The 22,706-nt window shown below is 71.5% G+C and carries 20 protein-coding genes and 8 pseudogenes; 15 read left to right on the forward strand and 13 right to left on the reverse strand.

Going from position 1 to position 22,706, the window contains the following annotated elements; all coding sequences use genetic code 11:
* Window positions 1–23 precede the first annotated feature (23 nt).
* Window positions 24–2,441, reverse strand: a complete 2,418-nt coding sequence (locus ABZV31_RS11950; protein ID WP_355891569.1) for a glycosyl hydrolase family 65 protein — start codon at window positions 2,439–2,441, stop codon at window positions 24–26.
* The gene (locus ABZV31_RS11955; RefSeq protein WP_355891572.1) at window positions 2,375–2,716 is read right to left on the reverse strand and encodes a hypothetical protein; all 342 of its coding nucleotides are present in this window, start codon (window positions 2,714–2,716) and stop codon (window positions 2,375–2,377) included. Before ABZV31_RS11955 ends, ABZV31_RS11950 begins: the two co-directional genes overlap by 67 nt.
* A gap of 357 nt (window positions 2,717–3,073) precedes the next feature.
* Here ABZV31_RS11955 and ABZV31_RS11960 point away from each other — a divergent pair, with 357 nt between their 5' ends.
* Window positions 3,074–3,769 carry a cation transporter gene (locus tag ABZV31_RS11960; protein WP_355891575.1) on the forward strand — a complete coding sequence of 232 codons (696 nt, stop codon included), beginning with the start codon at window positions 3,074–3,076 and terminating at the stop codon, window positions 3,767–3,769.
* Window positions 3,770–3,850: 81 nt separating this feature from the next.
* Window positions 3,851–3,997: a hypothetical protein gene (locus ABZV31_RS11965; RefSeq protein WP_355891576.1), complete on the forward strand. Its 147-nt coding sequence runs from the start codon at window positions 3,851–3,853 to the stop codon at window positions 3,995–3,997.
* Between the two features lie 145 nt (window positions 3,998–4,142).
* Here the strand turns inward: ABZV31_RS11965 and ABZV31_RS11970 are convergent, their stop codons facing one another.
* Together ABZV31_RS11970 and ABZV31_RS11975 are read right to left on the reverse strand one after the other, a co-directional pair.
* A complete protein-coding gene (locus tag ABZV31_RS11970; protein ID WP_355891579.1) occupies window positions 4,143–4,712 on the reverse strand; it encodes a tannase/feruloyl esterase family alpha/beta hydrolase in 570 nt (189 codons plus the stop codon).
* 469 nt (window positions 4,713–5,181) lie between these two features.
* Window positions 5,182–5,796 (reverse strand): annotated as a pseudogene (locus tag ABZV31_RS11975) (hypothetical protein); the annotation flags it as partial.
* A 358-nt stretch (window positions 5,797–6,154) separates the two neighbouring features.
* On the opposite strand from ABZV31_RS11975, the gene ABZV31_RS11980 reads away from it, so the two are divergent.
* Entirely contained in the window at window positions 6,155–6,580 is a 426-nt protein-coding gene (locus tag ABZV31_RS11980) for a VOC family protein (RefSeq protein WP_355891582.1), read from the forward strand.
* A 10-nt stretch (window positions 6,581–6,590) separates the two neighbouring features.
* Here the strand turns inward: ABZV31_RS11980 and ABZV31_RS11985 are convergent.
* A pseudogene (locus ABZV31_RS11985) lies at window positions 6,591–6,799 on the reverse strand (sugar phosphate isomerase/epimerase); the annotation flags it as partial.
* Window positions 6,800–6,816: 17 nt separating this feature from the next.
* Here ABZV31_RS11985 and ABZV31_RS11990 point away from each other — a divergent pair.
* From ABZV31_RS11990 to ABZV31_RS12005, 4 genes and pseudogenes are all read left to right on the forward strand, one after another.
* A pseudogene (locus ABZV31_RS11990) lies at window positions 6,817–6,930 on the forward strand (alpha/beta hydrolase); the annotation flags it as partial.
* Window positions 6,931–7,098: 168 nt separating this feature from the next.
* Complete coding sequence (locus ABZV31_RS11995; RefSeq protein ID WP_355891585.1) at window positions 7,099–7,698, forward strand: sulfite oxidase-like oxidoreductase; 600 nt, start codon at window positions 7,099–7,101, stop codon at window positions 7,696–7,698.
* A 2-nt stretch (window positions 7,699–7,700) separates the two neighbouring features.
* Window positions 7,701–8,411: a ferredoxin reductase gene (locus tag ABZV31_RS12000; RefSeq protein ID WP_355891587.1), complete on the forward strand. Its 711-nt coding sequence runs from the start codon at window positions 7,701–7,703 to the stop codon at window positions 8,409–8,411.
* Between the two features lie 31 nt (window positions 8,412–8,442).
* Window positions 8,443–8,715, forward strand: coding sequence for a DUF6510 family protein (locus ABZV31_RS12005; protein ID WP_355891590.1), 273 nt, complete (start codon window positions 8,443–8,445; stop codon window positions 8,713–8,715).
* Between the two features lie 6 nt (window positions 8,716–8,721).
* Here the strand turns inward: ABZV31_RS12005 and ABZV31_RS12010 are convergent.
* Both ABZV31_RS12010 and ABZV31_RS12015 read right to left on the reverse strand, forming a co-directional pair.
* Window positions 8,722–9,184: pseudogene (locus ABZV31_RS12010) on the reverse strand (WYL domain-containing protein); the annotation flags it as partial.
* Between the two features lie 93 nt (window positions 9,185–9,277).
* Window positions 9,278–10,462: a permease gene (locus ABZV31_RS12015; protein ID WP_355891593.1), complete on the reverse strand. Its 1,185-nt coding sequence runs from the start codon at window positions 10,460–10,462 to the stop codon at window positions 9,278–9,280.
* 262 nt (window positions 10,463–10,724) lie between these two features.
* On the opposite strand from ABZV31_RS12015, the pseudogene ABZV31_RS12020 reads away from it, so the two are divergent.
* The 4 genes and pseudogenes from ABZV31_RS12020 to ABZV31_RS12035 all read left to right on the forward strand — a co-directional run.
* Window positions 10,725–10,979, forward strand: a pseudogene (locus tag ABZV31_RS12020) (hypothetical protein); the annotation flags it as partial.
* A 26-nt stretch (window positions 10,980–11,005) separates the two neighbouring features.
* Window positions 11,006–11,215: pseudogene (locus ABZV31_RS12025) on the forward strand (enolase C-terminal domain-like protein); the annotation flags it as partial.
* A gap of 18 nt (window positions 11,216–11,233) precedes the next feature.
* Entirely contained in the window at window positions 11,234–13,057 is a 1,824-nt protein-coding gene (locus ABZV31_RS12030; RefSeq protein ID WP_355891596.1) for a glycoside hydrolase family 15 protein, read from the forward strand.
* A 3-nt stretch (window positions 13,058–13,060) separates the two neighbouring features.
* Window positions 13,061–13,183 (forward strand): annotated as a pseudogene (locus ABZV31_RS12035) (SDR family NAD(P)-dependent oxidoreductase); the annotation flags it as partial.
* Window positions 13,184–13,554: 371 nt separating this feature from the next.
* On the opposite strand, the pseudogene ABZV31_RS12040 reads toward ABZV31_RS12035, so the two are convergent.
* A pseudogene (locus ABZV31_RS12040) lies at window positions 13,555–13,999 on the reverse strand (TetR/AcrR family transcriptional regulator); the annotation flags it as partial.
* Here ABZV31_RS12040 and ABZV31_RS12045 point away from each other — a divergent pair.
* Complete coding sequence (locus ABZV31_RS12045) at window positions 13,968–14,822, forward strand: alpha/beta fold hydrolase (protein ID WP_355891598.1); 855 nt, start codon at window positions 13,968–13,970, stop codon at window positions 14,820–14,822. The pseudogene ABZV31_RS12040 and the gene ABZV31_RS12045 sit on opposite strands and share 32 nt — an antisense overlap.
* The gene (locus tag ABZV31_RS12050; RefSeq protein ID WP_355891601.1) at window positions 14,810–15,175 is read left to right on the forward strand and encodes a cupin domain-containing protein; all 366 of its coding nucleotides are present in this window, start codon (window positions 14,810–14,812) and stop codon (window positions 15,173–15,175) included. Before ABZV31_RS12045 ends, ABZV31_RS12050 begins: the two co-directional genes overlap by 13 nt.
* A gap of 85 nt (window positions 15,176–15,260) precedes the next feature.
* Here ABZV31_RS12050 and ABZV31_RS12055 read toward each other — a convergent pair whose 3' ends face one another.
* The 3 genes from ABZV31_RS12055 to ABZV31_RS12065 form a co-directional block, all read right to left on the reverse strand.
* The gene (locus ABZV31_RS12055) at window positions 15,261–15,563 is read right to left on the reverse strand and encodes a hypothetical protein (RefSeq protein ID WP_355891603.1); all 303 of its coding nucleotides are present in this window, start codon (window positions 15,561–15,563) and stop codon (window positions 15,261–15,263) included.
* A 157-nt stretch (window positions 15,564–15,720) separates the two neighbouring features.
* Window positions 15,721–16,899, reverse strand: coding sequence for a metallophosphoesterase (locus tag ABZV31_RS12060; protein ID WP_355891606.1), 1,179 nt, complete (start codon window positions 16,897–16,899; stop codon window positions 15,721–15,723).
* Window positions 16,900–17,820: 921 nt separating this feature from the next.
* The gene (locus tag ABZV31_RS12065) at window positions 17,821–18,795 is read right to left on the reverse strand and encodes a D-cysteine desulfhydrase family protein (RefSeq protein ID WP_355891609.1); all 975 of its coding nucleotides are present in this window, start codon (window positions 18,793–18,795) and stop codon (window positions 17,821–17,823) included.
* 131 nt (window positions 18,796–18,926) lie between these two features.
* Between ABZV31_RS12065 and ABZV31_RS12070 the strand changes: the two genes are divergently transcribed.
* On the forward strand, window positions 18,927–19,628 hold the full coding sequence (locus ABZV31_RS12070) for an SDR family oxidoreductase (protein WP_355891612.1): 702 nt from the start codon (window positions 18,927–18,929) through the stop codon (window positions 19,626–19,628).
* Here ABZV31_RS12070 and ABZV31_RS12075 read toward each other — a convergent pair whose 3' ends face one another.
* Both ABZV31_RS12075 and ABZV31_RS12080 read right to left on the reverse strand, forming a co-directional pair.
* The gene (locus tag ABZV31_RS12075; RefSeq protein WP_355891615.1) at window positions 19,629–20,993 is read right to left on the reverse strand and encodes a VWA domain-containing protein; all 1,365 of its coding nucleotides are present in this window, start codon (window positions 20,991–20,993) and stop codon (window positions 19,629–19,631) included.
* On the reverse strand, window positions 20,990–21,847 hold the full coding sequence (locus tag ABZV31_RS12080) for a MoxR family ATPase (RefSeq protein WP_355891864.1): 858 nt from the start codon (window positions 21,845–21,847) through the stop codon (window positions 20,990–20,992). Before ABZV31_RS12080 ends, ABZV31_RS12075 begins: the two co-directional genes overlap by 4 nt.
* Window positions 21,848–21,993: 146 nt before the next feature.
* Here ABZV31_RS12080 and ABZV31_RS12085 point away from each other — a divergent pair, with 146 nt between their 5' ends.
* Window positions 21,994–22,566 carry a TetR/AcrR family transcriptional regulator gene (locus ABZV31_RS12085; protein WP_355891618.1) on the forward strand — a complete coding sequence of 191 codons (573 nt, stop codon included), beginning with the start codon at window positions 21,994–21,996 and terminating at the stop codon, window positions 22,564–22,566.
* The last annotated feature ends 140 nt before the right edge of the window (window positions 22,567–22,706 follow it).

The following is a 22,706-nucleotide window of genomic DNA, read 5'->3' on the forward strand; positions in this document are numbered from 1 at the left end:
TTCCCTTTCCTGTCCGGTGCGGACTACTGCTGGGCCGAGGAGCTCTGCGGGGGCAGTGTGAACTCGCACCCGCTGCCCGGCCCCAGCTCGTGGACCTCGCCGCCGACGCCGACCCGCATCGGACCGCGGAAGCCCTCCGCCTCGGCGAAGACGTTCAGTTGGTCCCCCTGGATGCTCACGCGCAGCGCCGTGCCCCGGAATCGCATCGAGAGGGCGACACCGTCGAGCCGGTCGAGCAGCTGTGGTTCCAGGTACAGGACGCCGTCGGCGATGCTGCTTCCGACGAAGCTCCGCTGCAGGAGGTCCAACGTCCCGGACATGACCCCCATGTGGATGCCCTCCTTGGTGGTCCCGCCCTGGATGTCGCTCACGTCGCTCTCCAGCGCCACCATGAACCGCTCCCAGGAGCTCTGGGGGTCAAGGGCCGCCAGGACACCCGCGTACGTGACGAAGCTGAGGGTCGAGCCGTGGGAGGTGCGCTGGTCGTAGTAGTCGATGGTGCGGCGGGCCAGGTCGCGGTCGTAGGCGTGGCCGAGCCGCTCGAACAGCTCCTCCAACTCGTCCTCGCCGAACAGGAAGAAGAGCATCACCGCGTCGGCCTGCTTGGTCACCTTGTAGGCGTTGGGGTCCTTGCCCTCGGCCTTGAGGATCCGGTCCATGCGCTGGATGTTGGTGTACTTGGCGCGGTAGTGGTCCCAGTCGAGTTCCTTCAGGTCCGCGTAGCCCTCGAACTGGGTGATGACGCCGTCGTGGAAGGGGATGTACATCCGGCGGCTCATGTCCTCCCACGTACGCAGCTCCTCGTCGGTCAGGCTGAGCCGCGCGCGCATCGCGGTGTACCGGCTGGGCGGGAGGAGGTCGAGCACCCGCGGGGCGGTCGCGGCGATCCAGGCCACCATGGCGTTGGTGTACGCATTGTTCCGCAGGCCGGCCTTCTCGGTTCCGGGGTAGCGCTCGTGGAACTCGTCGGGCCCCATCACTCCGTGGATCTCGTACCGTTCCCGCTCGGGGTTGTAGTGGGCGATCGACGCCCAGAAGCGCATGATCTCGAGCATCATCTCGGCGCCGTAGTCCCGCAGGAACTCCAAGTCGTCGGTGGCCTGGTAATAGCGCCAGACGTTGTAGAAGATCGCGGCGTTGACGTGACGCTGATGGTGGCTGTAGTCGGGGTCCCACTGCCCGGACAGCGGGTTGAGATGAACGCTCTGGGTCTCCTCCGTGCCGTCGCTGCCGCTCTGCCAGGGGAACATGGCGCCCCGGTGGCCCGCCTCGGTCGCGGCTGCCCGCGCCTCGGCCAGCCGCCGGTACCGGTAGAGGAGGAGGGCGCGGGTGATCTCGGGCAGACGCACGTTGAGGAAGGGGTAGACGTAGAGCTCGTCCCAGAACACATGCCCTCGGTACGCCTCACCGTTGAGGCCGCGGGCCGGAACGCCGGCGTCGTGCCGGGCGGTGTGCCGCGAGCAGACCTGCAGCACATGGGCGACGTGCAGGCGCAGCAGCAACTGCGCGCGGGGTTCGCGGGGCAGTTGGACGTCGCAGCTGTCCCACAGCTCGGTCCAGGCGGCCTCGTGCTCAGCCAGCGCCTCGGGGAAGTCCAGATACCGCCGCACGTGCCGCCCGCAGGCGGTCAGCGGTTCGTTGATCGCGTTGTCCTGGGCGGTGAACAGCGAGATCATCTTCTCCACGCGCACCGGGCTGCCCTGCTCGACGTCGAAGACGAGGATCTGCTGGATGTAGTCGTCCAGCTGATGCAGGGTGCGGTCCACCTCGGCGGGCTCGTCGCCGCGGAACACCCGGGTGCGGGCCGCTTGAGCGACGTAGATGTTCGACTGGCGGGTCTGCACCTTCAGCGCGATGACCTCCGGGCCGAACGTACGCGGCGAGACGGGGTCGAGGTGGCGTCCTTCGAGGTCGCGGTAGCGCGCGACGATCCGGTTGGTCACGCGACCGTCCAGCGCGGTGATCACCTCGACCCGGCCCGACCAGTTCTCCGGGACCAGCGTCCACTCGAGGGCGGCCTGGTGGCTGTGGACCATGCTCGCGAACCGGCGGCTGCGCAGAGTCGTCTCGCGGCCGGCGCGGTCGCGGAACCGCAGGTCGCGCTGGACCACCGCCGACCGGACGTCGTAGGTGTGCCGGTAGTCGAGCACCTCGACGTTGCCGAACCGGACCGCGGCCTCGCCCTCGATGCGCAGCTTCAGCACCAGCCAGTTGGGCAGGTTGACGAGATCCTCGTTGAGCACCGGACGCCCGTCGAAGATCGTTGTCTCCCGGTTGTAGCCGCCGTGGAGGTACGTGCCCGGGTAGTGCACCGGGCCCATGTCCTCCCACTCGGCCGTGCCCCGGGTGCAGAAGAAGCCGTTCCCCGTCGAGGTCAGTGCCTCCCGGAGGCCCTCGGAGTCAGGGTCGAAGTAGTCGTAGGAGAGTGTGAAGTCATCCATGGCGCCCCCATGAGCGCATCCGGCGCGGTCAACACGCCAAGGGTGTGGAGAAACCGCTTCACCTGGTCGGGGGAAGCGAGGACGAACCCGGCGGCGGTGGCCCGGTCGGCTGCCTCGGGATCATCAGGGCGATTGACGACGCTGCCGATCCCGCGGCCGCGCAGCGCGCGCAAGGCGTCATCGTCGGTCATGCCGTGCCCCATCTCGGCCGGGAGCCGCTCGGTGCTGTCGGACATCACGGCGCCCTCGGGCCGGTCGACGACGGTCGTCAGCATTCCGTGGACACCTCCTCCCGCACGGCCCTTCGTCGTTCACCGGATGATCATCGTCGTCGGATGTGCTTGACCTGCCCCTGTGACCTGGGCACTTTCCTGCAGGCAGGCCAGCAGACGGCGGTCGGCGCGGGCGGTGACTCCCAGCGTGTCGCGCGCTGCGGTGCAGCCCCTCCCAGGGTGTGTCCCCGCCCTGCCCGGCGCAACCGCTCCCCTCGCCGCAGCGATATCAGCGCGGGCCGCACGTGGGTGTGCGGCGCGGTCTCGTAGATACTTCACGACCATGGCGAGGCGACCACGCGGAATCACGGCGGTGACCACGGTCCCGAGCCGGGTGGCAACGAGGAGAGCATCGGCACCGTGCTGGTGGCGGGTGCGGCGAACCTCGGAATTGCGGCCGCCAAGGTCGTCGGCGGACTCGTCAGCGGGTCCAGCGCGATGCTCTCGGAGGCGGCGCACTCGGTGGCCGACACCGTCACGGAAGTGCTGCTGCTGACCGCGCTCAAACGCAGCGACCGACCGGCGGACGCCCAACACCCGCTGGGCCACGCCAGCGAAAACGCTACGTGTGGGCCCTGCTGGCGTCGGTGGCCACCTTCGTCGGCGGTGCCGTGTTCTCGGTGTACGACGTTCTCGGTGTACGACGTTCTCGGTGTACGACGTTCTCGGTGTACGACGTTCTCGGTGTACGACGGCGTCCGGACCCTGGTGGATGGCGAGAAGCTCGGCAACCCCCTCATCGCCATCGCCTACCTCGTCCTCGCCGTCGCTTTCCTGCTGGAGGGTGCCTCGCTGGTGCGCGCAGTGCGGCAGGTGCGACGCGAGGCGCGGCAGCGCGGAGTGCCGGCCCGACGGTACTTCCGCTGGACCGCGGACACCACGGTGAAGGCGGTGGTGCTGGAGGACTCGGCCGCGCTGGCCGGACTGCTGCTGGCCGCGGGCGGGCTGGTGGGCGGCCGGCTCACCGGGTCGGGAGTCTGGGACAGTGTGGCCTCGCTGCTGATCGGCGTGCTGCTGGCCTGCGTGGCCTACGTCCTCGGACGGGACAACGCCTGACTGCTCATCGGTCGGGCGTTGCCGCCCGGGACAGTTGCGGCGATCCGCAGGGAGCTCGAGGCGGTCCCGCAGGTGGCCTCGGTGATCGACCTGGTGACGCTGGTCCACGGGCCGCCGGACGTCATGGTGTCGGCGAAGGTCGACTTCGCGGACACGGCGACTTCCGACGAGGTGGAGCGAGCCGGGGAGGAGGCGCAACGGCGTCTGCGGAAGCGCTCCCGTCGGTGAGCACCGTGTACCTGGATCCCACGCCCGGCTCCCCGCCCGACCCGGGCGCAGGCTCGCACCCGGCGGACGGCAGTCAGTAGCTCCTGTGCCGGCCCCTTCCCTTCCGCGGCAGGAGGGCACCGTCCCGAGGTGCAGGTGGGCGCTCTCAACGGCCGTCGCCGGATTGCCGGCAGGCGTAGGCGGCGGCGGTGCCGGGGTCGCCGTGTCCGGTGCAGCGGGAGACCAGCGGGTAACGGCACAGGTCGCGGGTGATCTTCCGGCCGTCGGCGCCCGTGGTGGCCGCGGGCAGGGTGGCGGGAGCGTGGCCGTGCTCGACCCAGTCGACGACTGCCGCCAGCGGATCGGTGGGGACGGGGCCGCCGCCGGAGCAGTGGTCGGCACCAGGCGCCAGGTGGACACGGTAGAACGTGTCGGTCGCGGCGCCGCCCATGACCGCTTCCACGCGGTCCCGGTAGTCGACCGTGCCCTGAGGGAAGATCAGCCGGTCTGCCAGGTACGCGCGACGGCGGTCACCGACAGCACGCGTGCGCCCGGTACGTCCGGTTGGGTCACAGCCGCAGGGCCGCGACGCGCGCACGGCGCCACCACCGCTCGGCGCGGCAGCTCCCGACGCGGCACGCGCAAGCGCAGCCAGGAATACAGGCGCAGCCAGGAACAGCAGCGCCTGCCCTTCCAGTAGAGCGGCGCGGCCGCGACACTCGCTCCCCTCGAGCATGCGAGGTGTCCCGATCGCAGCGATGGCAACGAGCGGCGCCAGGAGAGCGTCAACCCGGAGAACCGGACGGCGCAATGTCCTCGACCCGGCATGTTCCTGACGGGTCGTCGCCTCGTGGTGCCCATGCGTAACCGGATGACGGGGCGTCAGTTGTCCTGTCGGCAGCCGCGTCCGGAGGGGCGGGCGCGGCCCGGAGCTCGCCACCGCCACGACCTGAAGACGTGCGGGCTTCCCGCTCGTTGATCGGCTGTGCCACGGGCAGGCCGGCACGCGTAGGCGTCGCCGGCGCGGCCTCGGTCGGGCCCGGGCTGCCTGGCCGCTGGGCGGACCGTCCCCGGCATAGGCGGGCCACCTGCTGCAACCACCTCAGGCCCCGCAACCACCTCAGGCCCCGCAACCACCTCAGGCCCCGCAACCACCTCAGGCCCCGCAACCACCTCAGGCCCCCCAACCACCTCAGGCCCCGCCCGTGGATCAGGCCCAGGACGATCGCCGCGCTCACCGCGATCAGGTGCTCGCGGCCGGCCAGGTTGGGCTTGGCGATCGACTCCCACACCATCGACCCGCCGGTGAGGGTGAAGACCACGGGCGCACGCCGGGCGACGGCGAGATAGGTGAACAGGCCCACCACCGCGGCGGACGGCCCGGTGTCGAGTACCCGCCCGATCTCGGGCGGCAGGCCCAACCCCCACCAGCCCGGACCGATCGCGATCATCACGCGCACCGTGAGCGTGCCGGCCAGCGTGGTCGCGTATGCGACGGCCAGCGTCCGGGCTCGGCCCAGCGTGAGCTCGGCCAGGGCGAACGCGAGGAACAGCTGAGTGATGCCCGCCCACACCGGCAGATCGAGGGCAGGGACGTACAGTGACACCGGAGTGCGCACCAGGGCCAGCCACAGCGGCAGATCGGCCGTGACGCCACCCACACGCCACACGACGACCGCGCCGGCCGGCCGCTGCGCGAGATCGTGGAAGAAGATGACGCCGAAGGCGGCGACGAACGCCAGCACAAGCCCGGACAGGCCACGACGCAGGAGCTGCCGCACCGGATCGACGACGATGCCACGCCACTCGCCACGCAGCATGCGCCCGACGGACCCCGCCAGCCGATACGTCAGGAGACGCAGCTCTGCCGCATCGTCACTGCCCGCGGCGGACGTGGCTCCGCCGCCCCCTGATCCGCCCCCGCCGGCTCGAACCTCGGCGCCGTTTCGCGGCCACTCGTCTCCTCGCAGCAACGTTCCCCCATTCCGCCCCCGCGGTACCTGCCGTCGCACAGATCGAAATGTAGCCCTGTGCGTCATTGTGGCCGCTCGACGGCAGGCCGCCTGGCGGCGTAGGGCGAACTTGCCGGTGCGCATCGCGATTCCTCGCCACTTTTTCGTGCGTCCCCCGCGTGAGCCGCGCCGCCTGCGGTGGGAGCCCCTGTTGCACAGTGGAGTCATGAGCACAGACGACAGCAACCCACTGGCCCGGGCACGCGTGGCGACCAGGCTTCCCGCCCAGGACCTGGACCGGGCGCGGCGTTTCTACTCCGAACGGCTCGGCCTCGTGCCCGTCGACGAACGGCCCGGCGGGCTGCTGTATCGGTGCGGGGGCGCGCACTTCGTGGTGTTCCAGTCGACGGGAGCTTCTCCCGGCACCTTCACTCAGATGGCCTGGGAGGTCGACGACATCGAGGCGGTGGTGTCGGAACTCAAGCGGCGCGGCGTGGTCTTCGAAGACGTCGACGCACCTGGGTTCAGAACAAGGGACGGTATCGCCGAGATCGAAGGAAACTACCCGAGCAAGGGCGCCCGGGGGGAACGCGGCGCCTGGTTCCGTGACAGTGAGGGAAACCTGCTGGGCGTCGGCCAACCTGTCTTCTGAGCAGCGCCGGCACGGAGGAGAACCGCACGCCGTGCGTGTGCGCAGGGACTTCTTCAGCGCCGTGACGCGTTCGTCGTCCGCCCGCGGGCGCAGGCAGGTCGGCATGACGTCGTCGTGCGGGGACAACTCGACCTCCTCGAAGCCGAGTTCATCCACCGTGCGCACCACCCGGTCCCTGGGCGGCGCGCGGAACATGTAGGGGCCCGGGGCGATCTTCATGCGGTGCCCCAGGAGAACGCGGGGCCGGGGCGACCCACGCCGAGATCGAGGGCGCGTCCCACGCGGTCGTCGTCTCCCAGCCGCAGGAAGTCGCCGGCCTGATCCGCGACGCGGTGCACGCGACGAGCTGACCCGGGCGGCACCGGACAGCCACGGGGACCGACTCCCCCGTACCGCGTCCGCGCGGCCCCGCAGCCCGGGGCGACCGAGTGGTCAAGCCGCCGCCACCGCCCGACACTGAAGGCTGAACCTTCGCGCCTTCCGCACGGCGGCCTGCACATTGCTCAGGAGATGACGCTGTGACCTCCTTCTCACCCGGTTTCCGCGGGCGTGCCCGTTCCCTGGCGGACCGGCTGCCGCCCGGCCAGTACCCGACCGAGTCGTTTCCCGTGCTGTCGGCGGGGCCCACGCCGCGGGTGCCCACCGAGACGTGGGCCTTCACCGTGACCATGGAGCAGGGAGCGACACACAGCTGGACCTGGGAGGAGATGATGGCCCTGCCGCAGCAGGACACAGTGACGGACATCCACTGCGTGACCCGCTGGTCGAAGTTCGACACCCGGTGGCGCGGTGTCCCCGTCGACGCCTTCTTCGAGGACGTCGAGACGGCCGCGGACCACGTCGTCGTCCACAGCTACGGCGGCTACACCACCAACCTGCCGCTGGAGGACCTCCTCGACGGCAAGGCCTGGGTCGCCCACACCTACGACGGATATCCGCTGTCGTCCGAGCACGGGGGACCGGCTCGGCTGCTCGTGCCCCACCTGTACTTCTGGAAGTCGGCCAAGTGGGTGCGCGGACTGGAGCTGACACTCGAGGACGAGCCGGGCTTCTGGGAGTCCGTCGGCTACCACACCTACGGTGACCCCTGGCGCGAACAGCGCAACTGGGGCGACTGACCATGCGCATCGCCTGGCGCACCGCGCGGTTGGTCGAGCGCCACGCCCAGACCGCCACTGCCCGCTCCCTGGTCTTCACCGTGCCCGGCTGGCCCGGCCACCTGCCCGGCCAGCACGTCGACGTGCGGCTCACCGCCGACGACGGCTACCAGGCCGTACGCAGTTACTCCCTGGCCGCACCCGCCGACGGCGACCGCATCGAACTGGGCGTGCAGGCCGTGCCCGACGGCGAGGTGTCGCCCTATCTGGCCGACGAGCTGCCACCGGGCGCGGACGTCGAGGTGCGCGGCCCGCTCGGCAACTGGTTCCTGTGGCGGAGCGAGCAGACCGATCCGGTGCTGCTGGTGGCGGGCGGCTCCGGTGTCGTGCCGCTGGCGGCCATGATCCGCGCCCACCGCCGGGCGGGCTCGAGTAGCTCCTTCCACCTGCTGTACTCCGTGCGCAGCCCCGACGACGTCTGGTACCACGACGACCTCGCCGACGCAGATCCCCTGCTCGACGCCCGCATCGTGCACACGCGGCAGACGCCGCCGGGCAGCACCCGCGCACCGGGCCGTGTGACCCGGGCCGACCTGGACCACCCGGCGTCCTGGCTGAAGCCGGCCGGCCCCGTCTACGTCTGCGGGCCCACAGGCTTCGTCGAGTCCGTCAGCGACCTGCTCGTCGGCCTGGGCCGAGACCCCGCCACCATCCGCACCGAACGCTTCGGCTGACCCTTCGACCCTCACCACAGGGGAGCTCCTCATGGCAGACGCAACTGCCCACCTCGACGGCAACTGTCTCGCCGGCCCGCTCTCGGAGATCCTCTTGGTGGAGCCCACCACGGCGTGGTGGCGCTGCCCGGAGTGCGCGCGGTCCGGCCCGCTGGCGGAACTGCACGTCTACGGACCCGAGCCGGGGCTGACCGCCCGCTGCCCGGGATGCGCCTACATCGCCCTCCGGCTGGTCAGGGAGGGAGCGCACATCTGGCTGACCCTGGGTGGCGGAACCGGTGCCTTCCGCTTCCGCACCGCCTGACGGAGGTCAGGGCGCTGCCGCGTAGCGGTGTGCCAGTACGGTGACGGCCCCGGCGACGGCTCGACGCAGCTCGGGCGGGCCCAGCACCTCTGCCTCCGTGCCCAGTCCGAGCAGGTCGCCGACCGCGACGGCCCGTGCCTCGACCGGCATCTCCACCTGCACCCAGCCCTCGTGGTCCGGCGGTCCGGCGTTCTCCAGGGCTCGCTTGCCGATCGCGCCGAACTGCACGGGCAGCAGCCGCTGTGCCCGAGGAGAGATCCGCAGTCGTGCGGTTTCGACTTCTCCCAGTGGGCGGCCGGCTCGAACCCGGCCGGCCGTTCGAAGACTCATCCGTGATGTCCACGGCCAGGAACCGAGACACGCGGTACGTCCGTGGAGCGCCGTCCGTGAGGGCCACCAAGTACCAGATGCCGCTCTTGAGGACGATGCCGAGGGGACGCAGTTACCGATGCACCTCGCCGCGCCACCGACCGTGAGCCCCGAGCGGCTCTGCTCTCCAGGAAACCGTGGGGTCGTCAAGGCCATGGAGGCCATCCTTGCCGACGGTCTTGGTGACGCGGGCTCAGTGGTGATGGCCCTGGTGGGTGCCGGAGGGCTCGCGCTCCTGTTCCCCGTGGTCGGGCGAGCCGCCCATCATCCGCAGCATCGCCGGTCCGCCGGTGCGCAGGAAGCGTACGAGCAGGACCGCGGCCAGCAGCAGGAACGCGATGTTGAGCCAGGTCGTGTAGTTCCAGGTGACACCCTGCTCGGGGAGCTTGGCGTCGGCCTGGTCGGGCACCAGGCCCAGGCCCCCGAAGACGAACTCGACGACGTACCCGGCGACCACCATCGCCGCGAAGAACGTCGCCGACAGGAACGCGGCCATGCGCATGCCGTAGTACTTCCGGTAGATGTTCAGGATCGGCAGGATCAGCAGGTCCGCGTAGATGAAGGCGATCACGCCGCCGAAGCTGATGCCGCCCTTCCACAGCACCACGGCCAGCGGCACGTTGCCGATCGAGCAGACGAACGTCGCGATCGCCACCAGTGGGCCTACGAGCGGACCGATCAGCTTCGCCGCAAGCGGATGACCGGCCGCGAAGAACGTGCGCCAGAAGTCGTCCGGCACCCACGCGGCGATCGCGCCGGCGATCAGCAGACCGGCGACGAGATCCCGCAGGATCGCCGCCCACTCCATGACGAAGATGTGCGACACGGAGGTGAAGCCCTCGCGGGAGCACAGCCGCCGGGCGAAGCTTCCCTCGCCCTGCACCGACATGTCCATCGCCGCATGCCCCTCCATCGAACCGGCCAGCCCCCGGTCGGCCTGCTCACGGGCCCGCCGCAGCAGCCGCTCGCGCAGCAGGAGCCGGAACAGCACCGCGAGTACGACGATCAGGATCGGTCCGCCGACGAACTCCGCCGCGGTGAACTGCCAGCCCATCAACAGGGCGAGGATCACTCCCAGTTCGACCACCAGGTTGGTCGAGGCGATCTCGAAGGCCATCGCCGCCGTGAAGTTCGCGCCCTTCCGGAACAGCGACCGGGCCAGGGCGACGGCCGCGTAGGAGCAGGACGACGAGGCCGCACCGAGCCCCGCGGCCAGCGCGAGCGTCCGCGGCCGGTCGTCCCCCAGCAGCCGAACGATCGTCGCGCGGCGCACGACTGCCTGTACGACGGCGGAGAGCGTGAAGCCGAGGATCAGCGCCCAGGTGACCTCCCAGGTCATCGACCCGGCAATGGCCAGCGCGTGCCCGATCGCACCCATCGTTCGCACCCTTCGCCGTGCGGGTTCCCTCCTGAGAGGAGTGCCCCGACTAGGAGCCTGGTCAGGCCGGACGCCTGACCGCGAGAGCGGACAGCCAATGCCCACACCGGATCAGCGCGGCGCGACCCGCGGCGCGCGACCGCCGCCCGAAAAGGCACCTTTGCACACTGCAAGAGCGGGTACTCGGGGGCGCGGCGGCGGCCGGAGGGGGCCGCTCGCGCGGCCAGACGTGCTGCACGGTCCGGGAAGGCGGTTTCCCCCCATGACTCGCACATCCGCCTTCGATGCCTCCACGGTGGACGTGGCCGGGCTGGAGACGGCGCTGTGCGAGGCCGTGGACGCCGAGGTCCGGTTCGACGCGGGCAGCAGAGGCGCGTACGCCTCGGACGGCTCCAACCACCGCCAGGTGCCCATCGGCGTCGTCGTCCCGCGCAGCGTGGAGGCCGGGGCGCCCGCGGTGGGGGTGTGCGCCCGCTTCGGCGCCGCCTTGGACCTGTCGCGCCGCGGCGGCACCAGCCGGCAGCAGCGCGGCGTCGACCGCGGCACTGCGCCCCGCACGCCCACGCGCACACCGCCGCCGCGGTGCCCAACCTGCGGCACCCGGAGTGGTTCCACGACCACGTCCGGACCGAGGGCATCCTCTTCGACGGCGTCCTCGACCCCGGCGGCGGCAGCATCACCCCCGGCGCCGACGGCGCCGGACTGGGCCTGAGTCCGAACGCCGAGCGGGCACAGGCCCACCGGGTGGGCTGACAGCAGGAGGCAGCACCCATGAGCACCACATCCTTCCCGCCGCACGCGCTGCACGACTACGCGCTGCTGGCCGACGGGGAGCGCGGCGCCCTCGTCGGACCGGACGGGGCCCTCAGCTGGCTGTGCGCGCCCACCTGGCACGACGACGCCGTCTTCGCCTCCCTCATCGGCGGCCGGGGCGTCTACGCCATCACCCCACGGGCCCGCTACGTCCCCGGCGGCTACTACGAGGAGGGCACCCTGATCCGGCGCAGCCGCTGGGTCACCACCGAGGGCGTCACCGAGTGCCGCGAGACCCTCGCCTTCCCCGGCGAACCCGGCCGTCTGATCCTGCTGCGGCAACTGCACGCCGTCGACGGACCGGCCCACGTACGGGTCGTGCTCGACCCGCACGCCGACTACGGCCGCGCCCCGCTGACCTCCGCGCACCGCGGCGACGACGGCGTCTGGCACCTGAACTCCGGCCGCCACCGCCTGCGCTGGCAGGGTGCCCCGTCGGCCACCGCCCGCGCGGAGGGCCTGACGGCCGACCTCCTGCTCAAGCCCGGCGACTGCCACGACCTGGTCCTGGAGTGCTCCGACTCCCCGCTGCCCCGCACCGCCCCACGGGCGGAGCAGGCCTGGGCCGCGACGGAGCAGGCCTGGCGGCAGGCGGTGCCCCCGCTGGAGCACACCATCGCCACCCGCGACGCCCGACGCGCCTACGCCGTGCTGCGCGGCCTGACCACCCGGGGCGGCGGCATGGTCGCCGCGGCCACCACCAGCCTGCCCGAGCGTGCCGAGGCGGGCCGCAACTACGACTACCGGTACGTGTGGATCCGCGACCAGAGCTTCGCCGGGCAGGCCGCGGCCGCCGCCGGGGCGCCGGACCTCCTCGACGACGCCGTCCGATTCGTCGGCGAGCGGCTGCTGGCCGACGGCCCGCGCCTCGCCCCCGCCTACACCGTGCACGGCACGGCCGTCCCCGGCCGGCGGGACCTCGACCTGCCCGGCTACCCCGGCGGATTCAGCCGGATCGGCAACCGGGTGGGGGAGCAGTTCCAGCTCGACTGCTTCGGCGAGGCGCTGCTGCTGTTCGCCGCGGCGGAGCGCCGGCATCGACTGGACGCCGACGCCTGGAAGGCCGCCGACCTCGCGGTGCGCGCGATCGCCGAGCGCCGGCGGGAACCCGACGCGGGCATCTGGGAGCTGGCCCCCCGGCCATGGACCCACAGCCGGCTGACCTGCGTCGCCGGTCTGCGCGCCCTGGCCGACGCGGCACCGCGCCATCCGCTCGCCGACACCTGCACGCGGCTCGCCGACACCGTACTCGCCGCCACCTCGGCCACCTGCGTGCACGCGGACGGCCACTGGCAGCGCGCCCCCGACGACCCCGCGGTCGACGCCGCGCTGCTGCTGCCCGGCATCCGCGGCGCTCTGCCCGCCGACGACATGCGCACCCGCGCGACCCTCGCCGCCTGCCGCGCGCACCTGACCCAGGACCACTTCATCTACCGCTTCCGCCACGACGACCGGCCCCTGGAGGAGGCCGAGGGCGCCTTCCTGCTGTGCGGGTTCGTCATGGCGCTGGCCGAGCACCAGCAGGGCCGCCCGGTTGAGGCGCATCGCTGGTTCGAACGCAACCGTGGCGCCTGCGGGGCGTCGGGCCTCTACGCGGAGGAGTTCGACCTCGCCCAGCGCCAGCTGCGCGGCAACATCCCGCAGGCCTTCGTCCACGCCCTGCTGCTGGAGACCGCCGCCCGCCTCGCCCGCGACCCCGAACCGCGCCTCGCCCGCGACCCCGGGCCGCGTGGCGCCCGCGATCCCGGGCCGCGTGGCGCCCGCCGCCGCGAGAGGAGCTGACCCATGTCCCAGACCGTGGTCATCCCCGGCGCCAGTGCCGGCATCGGCCGCGCCACCGCCCGCCTGTACGCGCGGCGCGGCGCCCATGTGGTCGTGGTCCTGATCGCCCGCGGCCGGGCCGACCTGCCCGGCCGACCTGCGCCGGGAACTCGGACGCCGGCTCGACGGCGGGCGCGCACCGCGAGCACCGCCTTCCCGGCCCCGCGCAGGCCGCCCGGGACGACCGGCTCCTCGGCCTGGCCACGTCCTGCCATCCGCAGACGCTCCGTCAGATCCGCTGGACCAACACCATGATCAAGGAGCTGTCGCCGCAGCTGCTCACCAGCGCCCAGTGAGCAATGTCCTTTCCGGCGCCGGTGATCCGGGGAGTGGCGCAGTCGACCGGCGGACGGACCAGCAACGGTCTCTCGGACAAGGTGGATTATCGGTACCTGCCGCCTCGGCGCCGGATCGCTCGGTCCGGGCCTCATCCGTCTCCAACGGCGCCTGCGGGGTCATCAGGACGGCTTCGGCGCTTCCCGCACCACGCCCGCGACGACCGTGGTCACGACCTTGCGGACGGCCTCGGCCTTCGGCCGGGGTGCCCGTCCGGTCCGCGAAGAGCAGGTGCCCGGCTCCGATCAGCGTGGGAGCGAGCGTGTCGACGTCGGCGTCGGCCGCGATGCGGCCCCGTTCGCGCTCGGCGGTCAGGTACGAGGCGATCATGGCCGTGGCCTCCGCCAGGAGCGGCACACCGGTCGGCCTGGACTCGCGCAGCCGGGCGCGCAGTTCGTCCCGGGAGGTGATGAGGCCGACGATCGCCACGGCGACCGATCCGAACAGGTCCGTGAGCGCAGCGGTGAGGTTGCCGGCGACGGTGCCGGTCCCGGCGGACTCGATCAGGGCGGCGGCCTGGTGCTCGAGCCGGGCAATGCGGTCCAGCACGAGCTCGGCGAGGAAGGAGCCGTCGGTGTTCGACGGCGTCGCCTCGTTCACCCGCGTGTGCGCACACGACAGGCCGGGGACCGTCCGGTGCACGCAAAGGCCGAGCCTGACCACGCGGAGCACCCCGCCGTCCGGCACCAGGTCGTTGGCCGGTATGTCCAGTGACCTGGGAAAGCTGCTGGCTGCCGCAAAAGTGCCGGGACCCTACCTCCTCGTAGGCCATTCCTTCGGGGGCATGGTGACCCGGCTGTATGCGCAGGAGCACCCGAGCCAGGTCGCAGGACTCGTATTTGTGGACGCCTTCGGAGTGAACACCAAACCACTGATGGGGAATGACTGGCCGGCCTACGCGCACCTCGTGAACAACCCGGGGACTCCTTCCGACAACAACCCCCACTTCGAGAAAGTGGATATCGACGGAGCCATCGCCGCAATCAACGAGGCGCGTCCGCTGCCGAAGGTTCCGCCGGTGGTCCTGAGCAAGTCCCAGCCGTTTGCCACTTCCCCCGGCGCACCCAAGGACGTACTCAAGCGCCTCGAAGCCGCCTGGCCCGAGGTGCAGGACGCGCTGGTCGCCCTCGAGCCGCAGACCCCGCACATCACGGCGACGGGAAGCGATCACTACGTTCAGATGCACGACCCCGACCTGACGACGAGCGCCATCAAGCTCGTCCACGGCCGGGCCGAGGGCGGCACCGGCCGCCCCCTGAATGGCGGTGCCCAAGCGCAGGGGAGGGGCTCGGCCCCCGCTGGTACCGTGCGCGTTCGCCCGGGAGACGGAGACGGGCCCCGGCCGTGGGGATCACGGCCGGAAGGGAGAACACCGTCATGTTGGAAGTGAAGACGGTCGAGAAGCCGGATGAGCGGCGCGACTTCCCCCGGGGCCACCTCGAAGCCGTCCACCTCACCGGGCTCGACTTCGCAGTGGGAACCTTCGAACCAGGATGGCGCTGGTCCGAGTCGGTCGCCCCGATCGCCGGAACGAAGAGCTGCCAGATCCACCACAACGGCTATGTCCTGCAGGGACGGATGCACCTCGCCATGGACGACGGCGGCGAGGCCGAAATAGGCCCCGGCGACGTCTTCGTCTGCCCGCCCGGCCATGACGCCTGGGTCGTGGGCGACGAACAGGTCGTGGTGTACGACTTCGCCGGCGCCATGGCCCAGGAGTACGCGAAGCCCCGCGAGAGCTAGAACAGCCCCGGCGGGTACGGTCCCGGGAGGTACAGCCCCAGCAGGTACAGCCCCGGCAGGAACAGGACAGCAGGGCGCCGAGCGGTCAGCCGTCGGCGCCCTTGCCCAGGAGCGCCTCGCCGAGCAGCCGCCAGTACGGCAGCGCGGACCCGCCCGGCTCGATCCCGATCACCTGTACGGCCACGTGGTCGGCGCCCGCCTCGACGTGCGCCTGCTGATTCTCGGCGATCGTGTCCACGTCCCCCCAGAACACGAGGCCGTCGACGATACCGTCGCCGCCACCACAGGACCTCGCCGCGGCTCGTACGAGCTTGCGCAGGATGATCCGTACGGAGAACCCGGGCAGCCTGAGCCGAGTCGCACCGATGGCGGAGATGCCGTGAGACATCTCCGCCATTGTCCGCACAGGGCCGTCGGCCCTATGACCTGTGGTCAGGCCATACGGGCTCGCGAGCCGGCGGGGACGTACTGCGGCTCCCGGACTCCTTCCACCGCGGGGTGCGGCTGCCGGAGCGGAGGGCGTCGATGACCTTCTGGCGCGCCCTTCAGTGGCAGGTGAATGCCTTGTTGGCGGTGCTCGTGCTCAGCGTGCAGGTCTGACCACGGACAGCGCCGGTCGTGTCATGAGAGGTGAGGTCCCAGGTCCCGCCGTTGTCGCGCAGAACCCCGTACCCGAAGACCCCCCCTTGGGTGATCGACTGATGGACGGGCTGCGGCGGCGTGCCGACTGGTTTTCCGACGACGTTGGCGTCGTTCGGGCCTTGGTCCAGTGGTGCTCCACCTGAAAAGCCCACGGTCACCTGGGGTGGGCGGGTGGTGTTGAAATCGACCATCTGGTAGAGGTGGACGTGGCCCGACAGCACCATGCGGACGTTGTCCTCCAGCCGACCCAGGTTCGTACGGGCGACGGCTTCGTCGAGGACGTGGGTCACCCATTGCGCCGGGGGGCCGGCCGATCTCACCATCCACAGTGGCTTGTGGGTGAACACGAAGTAATCGTTGGTGGGATGCTGCCGCGCAGCCTGGTTCACGGCTTCGAATTGCGCAGTGTAGATCGCCCGCTGCGTTGTGCTTCCGCTGTCGGCCGGGTCGGCGAACGAGGAGTCCACGGAGACGAGGTTCAGGGTGCCTGCGCGGATCTCCACGGGCGTGGTGTAAGGGCTGCACGATCCGTTGGCGCGGAGGTCGTCGGCGAGGTAGCGGAACCACGCGCCACCCGCGCCGCCCTGCTGCGCGGCGTTGCAGTCTTCGTGGTTACCTCGGGTCAACGCGACCGGCGCCGTGGCCAGCAGCGTTTCCGCCGGTCTGAAGAAATCGGCGACGACACAGGGCCAGCTGAATCTGTCTCCCACCGTCGTGCAGCCCGGATTTGACGCCGTGTCGTTTGCCTGGCTCGGGTCCTCACGGTAGAGGTAGTCGCCGACATGGATCACCAGATCCGGTCGCGTCACGTTGGCAGCACTGGTCGCGATCTGCGGGAACGGCCAGCCGGTTTGATGGTTCGCGCAGTCCTGTTCGGGGCCCGCCGTCGTGACTCGGCAGCCGGTGTCGCCGATGACGCCAATGGTGCGGGGACGTGTGGTCGCGGTCCAGTTCGGCAAGGGGAGCTGACGCTTCGCAGGGTGCACCACGGCCGCCCGGACCGTCGATTGCTGGAGCACCGCGTTGGAGGCCCCGAGGGGCACGCTCAACTCGCAGACGGTGGTGGGGAACTGCGGCAGCATTGGGGTGCTCACCCGGTGCATCGGGAAGGGAGCTCTGTTCACGCCCACGGTGTACCGCACGGTGGGGCACGTACGGGTGGTATCGGTGGTCACGTAGCGGATCTGGGTGCCACGACTGGTCAGTTGGGTCCATGCCCATGCCTCGCTGCTGGGCCCGGTCCCTGGCGGAGAGGTTGGCCCGGGTGGCTTCGGCCCTCCGCCATCTGGGGCGGTCCCTGCGGGGGCCGCCCCGGCCGAGAGCGCCGTGGCCAGCGCGCTCATCACGGCGAGGACGACTAACCGGTGCATCATGCTCGCGTTCCTCCATTCGAGAACCCTGGACGCCGACCCATCCCATTGCCGAGGGTCATACCGGGAATACTCATCGAGGCCTTCGACTGATGCACCGCGACCGAAGCGAACGGCGTACACATGGTGCTGCGTGATCCTCGGCGGCACGATCAGCGCAGAGCGCGGCGCCAGGTTCGAACGCGCCGTACCAGGTTCGAACCTGCACGCCCTGACCGGCCGCGCCGTGCCAGGGTCCGTGAACACACGTTGGGTGCTCTCGATCTCCGGGCACTCGCAGTGCCCGGCCCCGGCCGCTGGACCCTTGGATGTCATCTCATTCGGCTGGTCTGCGGTAGCAGATGAGGGTGCAGGCGATGCTGGTGAAGGCGAGGAAGTGCGGTACGTCTGCGCACGGGCGGTCCGGTCGCGCGCCAGCTCGAGCATCCGGGGCCCGTACGCGGCCAGGCTGCGGTGGATCGCGGCCTTCGGTGCGGGGTTGGGCGTCTCGACCGCGTCCCTCTCGTCGAGGTACTCCGCCATGGCCGCCAGGGGCTTGGTCCCGGCGCGCCGGCGCCGCCGAAGCCGAGCCCGAGCACGTGCCGGTCGGGATGGGCGTCTGTCAGGAGCAGCGCGGCGCCGCGGGATCGGACCTCACCGCTCGTGCGCGGTGATGCCGTGCTCGGCGTATGCGACCGCCTCGGCGTGTCCGAACAGCCCCGGCAGCCCGCCGGTGTGCACGAGCACCGTCTTGTCGCCCGGCCCGATGTCCCCGTCCGCGACGGCCGCGACCAGTCCGGCCAGGGCCCTGCCCGTGTAGACGGGGTCCAGGATCAGTCCCTCGGTCCTGGCGGCGAGCGTGAGGGCCGACGCCACCGGCGCCGTGAGCCTTCCGTAGCCGGCGCCGACCTGGTCGCGGCGCACCCGCAGGTCCTCCGGCGTGACGGGCGCCGAGGTCAGAGGGTCCGCGAACCGGCAGACCGCTTCGGCCGGTTCGGCGAGTGCCCCGACGTCGACGCCGAGCACCGCCCGCGCGCCGAGCGCAGCGACCAGCCCCGCCATCGTGCCCCCGGAGCCCAGCGCGACGACCGTGTGACGCATGTCCGGCACCTGGCGGCGCAGTTCCTCGCCGCACCGGACGTACCCTCGCGCCCCCAGTGCGTTCGAGCCGCCGAACGGGACGAGTGCCGGTCGGGCACCCCGCGAGCGCAATCGCCGGCAGGCTTCGGCGGCCGCCCGGTCGAGTCCCTCCTGGTCCACGTCGCCCGCCCAGACGAGCCGGGCGCCGAGCAGTCCGTCGAGGACGAGGTTCCCGGAGTGCGACGCACCGGGTGATCCGCGCAGCACCAGCACTACGTCGAGGCCCAGGCGCGCGCCCGCGGCCGCGGTCAGGCGTGCGTGGTTGCTCTGCGGGGCGCCGGTGGTCACCAGGGTGTTCGCCCCCTCGGCGAGCGCCGCGCCCACGGTCCACTCCAGCTTCCGGATCTTGTTCCCGCCGCCCCCGAGCCCGGTCAGGTCGTCGCGTTTGATCCACAGGTTTTCCGGCCCGAGCCCGATCGCGGTCGCCAGCCGGGGCGCTGGCTCCACGGGGGTGGGGAAGGTGCCGAGTTCCACAGGGGGGTGGCTCATTTGGCTCATGTCGTACGTCCTCGTCCTGCAGGTTACCTTGCGCCTCGGAAACCGATCGGTTTACTGTAGTCGAGGTAGGTAAACCGATCGGTTTCCAATACTCCGGCTCCCCCATCCTCCTGGAGATCCCCATGACTCACATCGAAGGCTCCGTCGCCCTGGTCACCGGCGGCAGCCGCGGCATCGGCCGGGCGCTGGTGGCAGCCCTGTACGAGCGGGGCGCGAAGAAGGTGTACGCCACCGCGCGCGACCCGAAGACCGTCACGCACCCCGACGCGGTGGCGGTGGCGCTGGAGGTGAGCGACCCGGCATCCGTCGCGGCCGCGGCCGAGCAGGCCCAGGACGTCACGATTCTGATCAACAACGCGGGCGCCGCAGTGAACGCGAACTTCCTGGACTCGCCGGTCGAGGACGTCCGCCGGGAGTTCGAGACCAACTTCTACGGCCCGCTCAACGTCACGCGTGCCTTCGTGCCGATCATCGAGCGCAACGGTGGCGGCCACATCCTCAACGTCCACTCGGTCCTGTCGTGGGTCGGGCTGCTGGGCTCCTACAGCGCCTCGAAGGCCGCCCTGTGGTCGCAGACCAACTCCCTGCGCCTGGACCTGAAGCCGCGCGGCATCCAGGTCACCGGCCTCCACGTCGGATACGTCGACACGGACATGGCCGCCGGGGTCGACGCGCCCAAGTCCACTCCCGAGAACGTGGCAGCCCAGGCGCTCGACGGCATCGAGTCCGACGCCCACGAGGTCCTGGCCGACGATCTCACCCGCCAGGTCAAGGCGGGCCTGTCCGCGGACCTCGCGGTGCTGTATCCGCAGCTCGCGGCCTAGTCACACGGGCAGCAGCCGGGAGATCAGGGCGCTGAGCCGGCGGGCGTTGCGGCACTCGTGCATCTCCACCAGGTCGGCGTAGGCGGGGGCGGCCGAGTCGCCCGTGCCCCACAGGGTGCGCGGCTCGGGGTTCAACCAGTACAGGCGGCGGGCCCGCTGAGCGATCTCCCGGACGGCCGGCAGGTTCGGGTCGCTCATGTTCGTGCGGGCGTCGCCGAGGACGAACACGGTGGTGCGCGGGCCGACCGCCGCGCCGAACCGCTCGGCGAACTCACCCAGCGCGACCCCGTAGTCGCTGCTGCCGTGCCAGCCGGTGAGCCGCGCCTCCGCCCGGATCCGGGCGCCGAGCCCCTGCGGGTCGGCGGCGCCGTGCCTGAGCAGCCCGGTCACCTCGTCGATCCGGTTGACGAAGGCGAACACGCGCACCTTGCTGAACTGGTCGTACAGAGCCTGCACCAGCAGCATGGTGAAGTCGGAGAACCCCGACACCGAACCGGACACGTCGCAGAGCAGCACCAGTTCGGGCCGTGCGGGCCGGCGTCGGCGCAGCACCGGCTTCATCGGCACCCCGCCCGTCGACAGCGAGCCGCGCAGGGTGCGGCGCAGGTCGATCGTGCCACGTGCGGCGCGACGGCGGCGGGCGGCGAGCCGGGTGGCCAGCTTCCGGGCCAGCGGCTGGACGGTCCTGCGCAGTTCGGCGAGCCGGTCGCGCCCCGCGTACAGGAAGTCGACCCGGTCCGCGCTCGGCGCCACGGCCCGCCGCGCGATCTCGTCCCGCCCGCGCCGCTCGGCGACCCGGCGCCGCGCCTCCGCGGCCACCTGCCGGCGGAACACCTCGATACGGCGCCGGATCTCGTCGTCGAGCAGCCGGTCGGCGAAGTCGGCGTCGCCGCTGCGCGCCAGGACGCTCGCGCGCACCCGGGCCAGCAGCGTCTGCGGGCGGATCCGTTCCAGGGTTTGGTACGCCGACCAGCCCTCCGACGCCGGAGAACTCCCGTAGCCGCCGAAGCCGTCGACCGCCTCGATGGCCAACTGCTCCATCAGAGCAAGGTCGTTGGCGGCGAGGGCGTCTGCGAGCCGGTCGCGCAACTCCTCGCGGCCCGCGGGCCTCCCCTCGGGGGCGCCCACCCCGCGCGGAAAGTACAGGTCGAAGACCGGGTCGAACACCACGCGTTGGCCGCTGCCGTGCAGCAGCGTGGCGGCCAGGCCCTCGCGCAGCAGCTCGCGGTCGGCCAGACCGAGCGCCTCGACGGCCCGCGCCGCATCCACGCTCTCGCCGGTGCCGATCCGGATGCCGTGCGCGCGCAGCGCGCCGACGAGCCCGGTCAGCCGCTCCGCGACGCCGGCCGGCGCGGGGGTGTTCACAGGGCGTTCAGGTCGAGCTTGGCGGCCGCCTTCAGGATGTCCTCCTGATGCTTGAGGAGGACGCCCAGGCTGTCGCGTACGACGGTCTCGTCGAGGGTGCCGGCGCCGAGCGCGAGGAGGGTGCGCGCCCAGTCGACGGTCTCGGCGACCGACGGCACCTTCCGCAGGTCCATCGCCCGCAGTGCGCCGACCACCCGCACCACGGACGCGGCCAGCGCCTCGTCCAGCCCAGGCACCTTCAGCCGTACGATCCGGCGCTCCAGCTCCTCGTCCGGGAAGCCGATGTGCAGGAACAGGCAGCGGCGGCGCAGCGCCTCCGACAGCTCGCGGGTGGCGTTGGAGGTGAGCACGACGAAGGGGCGCCGCGTCGCGGTGATGGTGCCCAGTTCGGGAACGGTGACCTGGAAGTCGCTGAGCACCTCCAGCAGCAGGCCCTCCACCTCGACGTCGGCCTTGTCGGTCTCGTCGATCAGCAGCACCGTCGGGTCGTCGCCGCGGATCGCCGTCAGCAGCGGGCGGGGAAGCAGGAACTCCTCGCTGAAGATGTCCGTGCGCGTCTCGTCCCACGTCTCGTCCCGGCCCGCGCTGATGCGCAGCAGCTGCTTGGCGTGGTTCCACTCGTACAGCGCCCGGGACTCGTCGACGCCCTCGTAGCACTGCAGCCGGACCAGCCGCGCCCCCGCGACCTGGGCCACCGCCTTGGCCAGCTCCGTCTTGCCGACCCCGGCGGGCCCCTCGACCAGCAGCGGCTTGCCGAGGCGGTCGGCGAGGAAGACGGTCGTGGCGACCCCGGGCGAGGCCAGGTAGCCCGTCTCGGCGAGGCGGGCGGAGACATCGTCGACGGACGTGAACAACAGGGCCTCCAGCGCGGCGCGGACGAAGCGGCATGCGGTCACCTATCTAAGCGCTTGTTCACGGCCTCTGTCACGCCGATCGGGCTCCCGGCCGCCCCGTACACCGATCGGTTTCCCGGTCGCACGGGGCGCGGTAACCTCGCACTATGGCCACTTCCGACAAGGCGTCTCCCCGGGACCGGCTGCTCGACGCGGCGGCCGACCTCTTCTACCGCGACGGCGTCTCCATCGGCGTCGAGGCGCTGTGCCGGACTGCCGGGGTCTCCAAGCGGTCGATGTACCAGCTCTTCGACAGCAAGGACGAGGTCCTGGCCGCGAGCCTGGAGCGGCGGCTGCCCGGATACGAGGCCCGCCTGACGCCCGGCCCGCAGGATGCCGACACCCCCCGCGAGCGGATTCTGTACGTCTTCGAGCGGCTGGCGAAGGCCTCCGCGGAACCCGATTTCCACGGCTGCCCCTACCTGGCTGCGCTGGTCGAGCTGAAGAACCCCGAACACGCGGCGAGCAAGGTGGCCAGGGGCGCCAAGGAGCGCCTGAAGGAAGCCTTCCGCAAGGAGGCCGAGCTCGGCGGGGCGCATGATCCGGAGTTGCTGGCCCGCCAGCTGATGCTGGTCTTCGACGGGGCGAGCGCCCGCAGCGGGGCCCGGGTCGAGACGCTGGACGATGGGCTGGCCACGGCCACCGCGACGGCGCTGCTGGACGCAGCGGGCGTCCGCTGACATATGGCGCAGGGGCCGGCGCCCCAGTGACCGCCCCTGACGCATGGCGCAGGGGCCGGCGCCCCAGTGACCGCCCCTGACGCATGGCGCAGGGGCCGGCGCCCCAGTGACCGCCCCTGACATATGGCGCAGGGGCCGGT

The organism is Streptomyces sp. NPDC005202, assembly GCF_040608235.1.
Lineage (GTDB): Bacteria > Actinomycetota > Actinomycetes > Streptomycetales > Streptomycetaceae > Streptomyces.

Excerpts from the sequence above, each read along its gene's own strand:
- ABZV31_RS11950 (WP_355891569.1), bottom strand. The coding sequence starts at position 2,441 with ATGGATGACTTCACACTCTCCTACGACTACTTCGACCCTGACTCCGAG.
- ABZV31_RS11955 (WP_355891572.1), bottom strand. The coding sequence starts at position 2,716 with ATGCTGACGACCGTCGTCGACCGGCCCGAGGGCGCCGTGATGTCCGAC.
- ABZV31_RS11970 (WP_355891579.1), bottom strand. The coding sequence starts at position 4,712 with ATGCTCGAGGGGAGCGAGTGTCGCGGCCGCGCCGCTCTACTGGAAGGG.
- ABZV31_RS11980 (WP_355891582.1), top strand. The coding sequence starts at position 6,155 with ATGAGCACAGACGACAGCAACCCACTGGCCCGGGCACGCGTGGCGACC.
- ABZV31_RS12000 (WP_355891587.1), top strand. The coding sequence starts at position 7,701 with ATGCGCATCGCCTGGCGCACCGCGCGGTTGGTCGAGCGCCACGCCCAG.
- ABZV31_RS12005 (WP_355891590.1), top strand. The coding sequence starts at position 8,443 with ATGGCAGACGCAACTGCCCACCTCGACGGCAACTGTCTCGCCGGCCCG.
- ABZV31_RS12015 (WP_355891593.1), bottom strand. The coding sequence starts at position 10,462 with ATGGGTGCGATCGGGCACGCGCTGGCCATTGCCGGGTCGATGACCTGG.
- ABZV31_RS12030 (WP_355891596.1), top strand. The coding sequence starts at position 11,234 with ATGAGCACCACATCCTTCCCGCCGCACGCGCTGCACGACTACGCGCTG.
- ABZV31_RS12045 (WP_355891598.1), top strand. The coding sequence starts at position 13,968 with ATGCGGTCCAGCACGAGCTCGGCGAGGAAGGAGCCGTCGGTGTTCGAC.
- ABZV31_RS12050 (WP_355891601.1), top strand. The coding sequence starts at position 14,810 with ATGTTGGAAGTGAAGACGGTCGAGAAGCCGGATGAGCGGCGCGACTTC.
- ABZV31_RS12055 (WP_355891603.1), bottom strand. The coding sequence starts at position 15,563 with ATGTCTCACGGCATCTCCGCCATCGGTGCGACTCGGCTCAGGCTGCCC.
- ABZV31_RS12060 (WP_355891606.1), bottom strand. The coding sequence starts at position 16,899 with ATGCTGCCGCAGTTCCCCACCACCGTCTGCGAGTTGAGCGTGCCCCTC.
- ABZV31_RS12065 (WP_355891609.1), bottom strand. The coding sequence starts at position 18,795 with ATGAGCCACCCCCCTGTGGAACTCGGCACCTTCCCCACCCCCGTGGAG.
- ABZV31_RS12070 (WP_355891612.1), top strand. The coding sequence starts at position 18,927 with ATGACTCACATCGAAGGCTCCGTCGCCCTGGTCACCGGCGGCAGCCGC.
- ABZV31_RS12085 (WP_355891618.1), top strand. The coding sequence starts at position 21,994 with ATGGCCACTTCCGACAAGGCGTCTCCCCGGGACCGGCTGCTCGACGCG.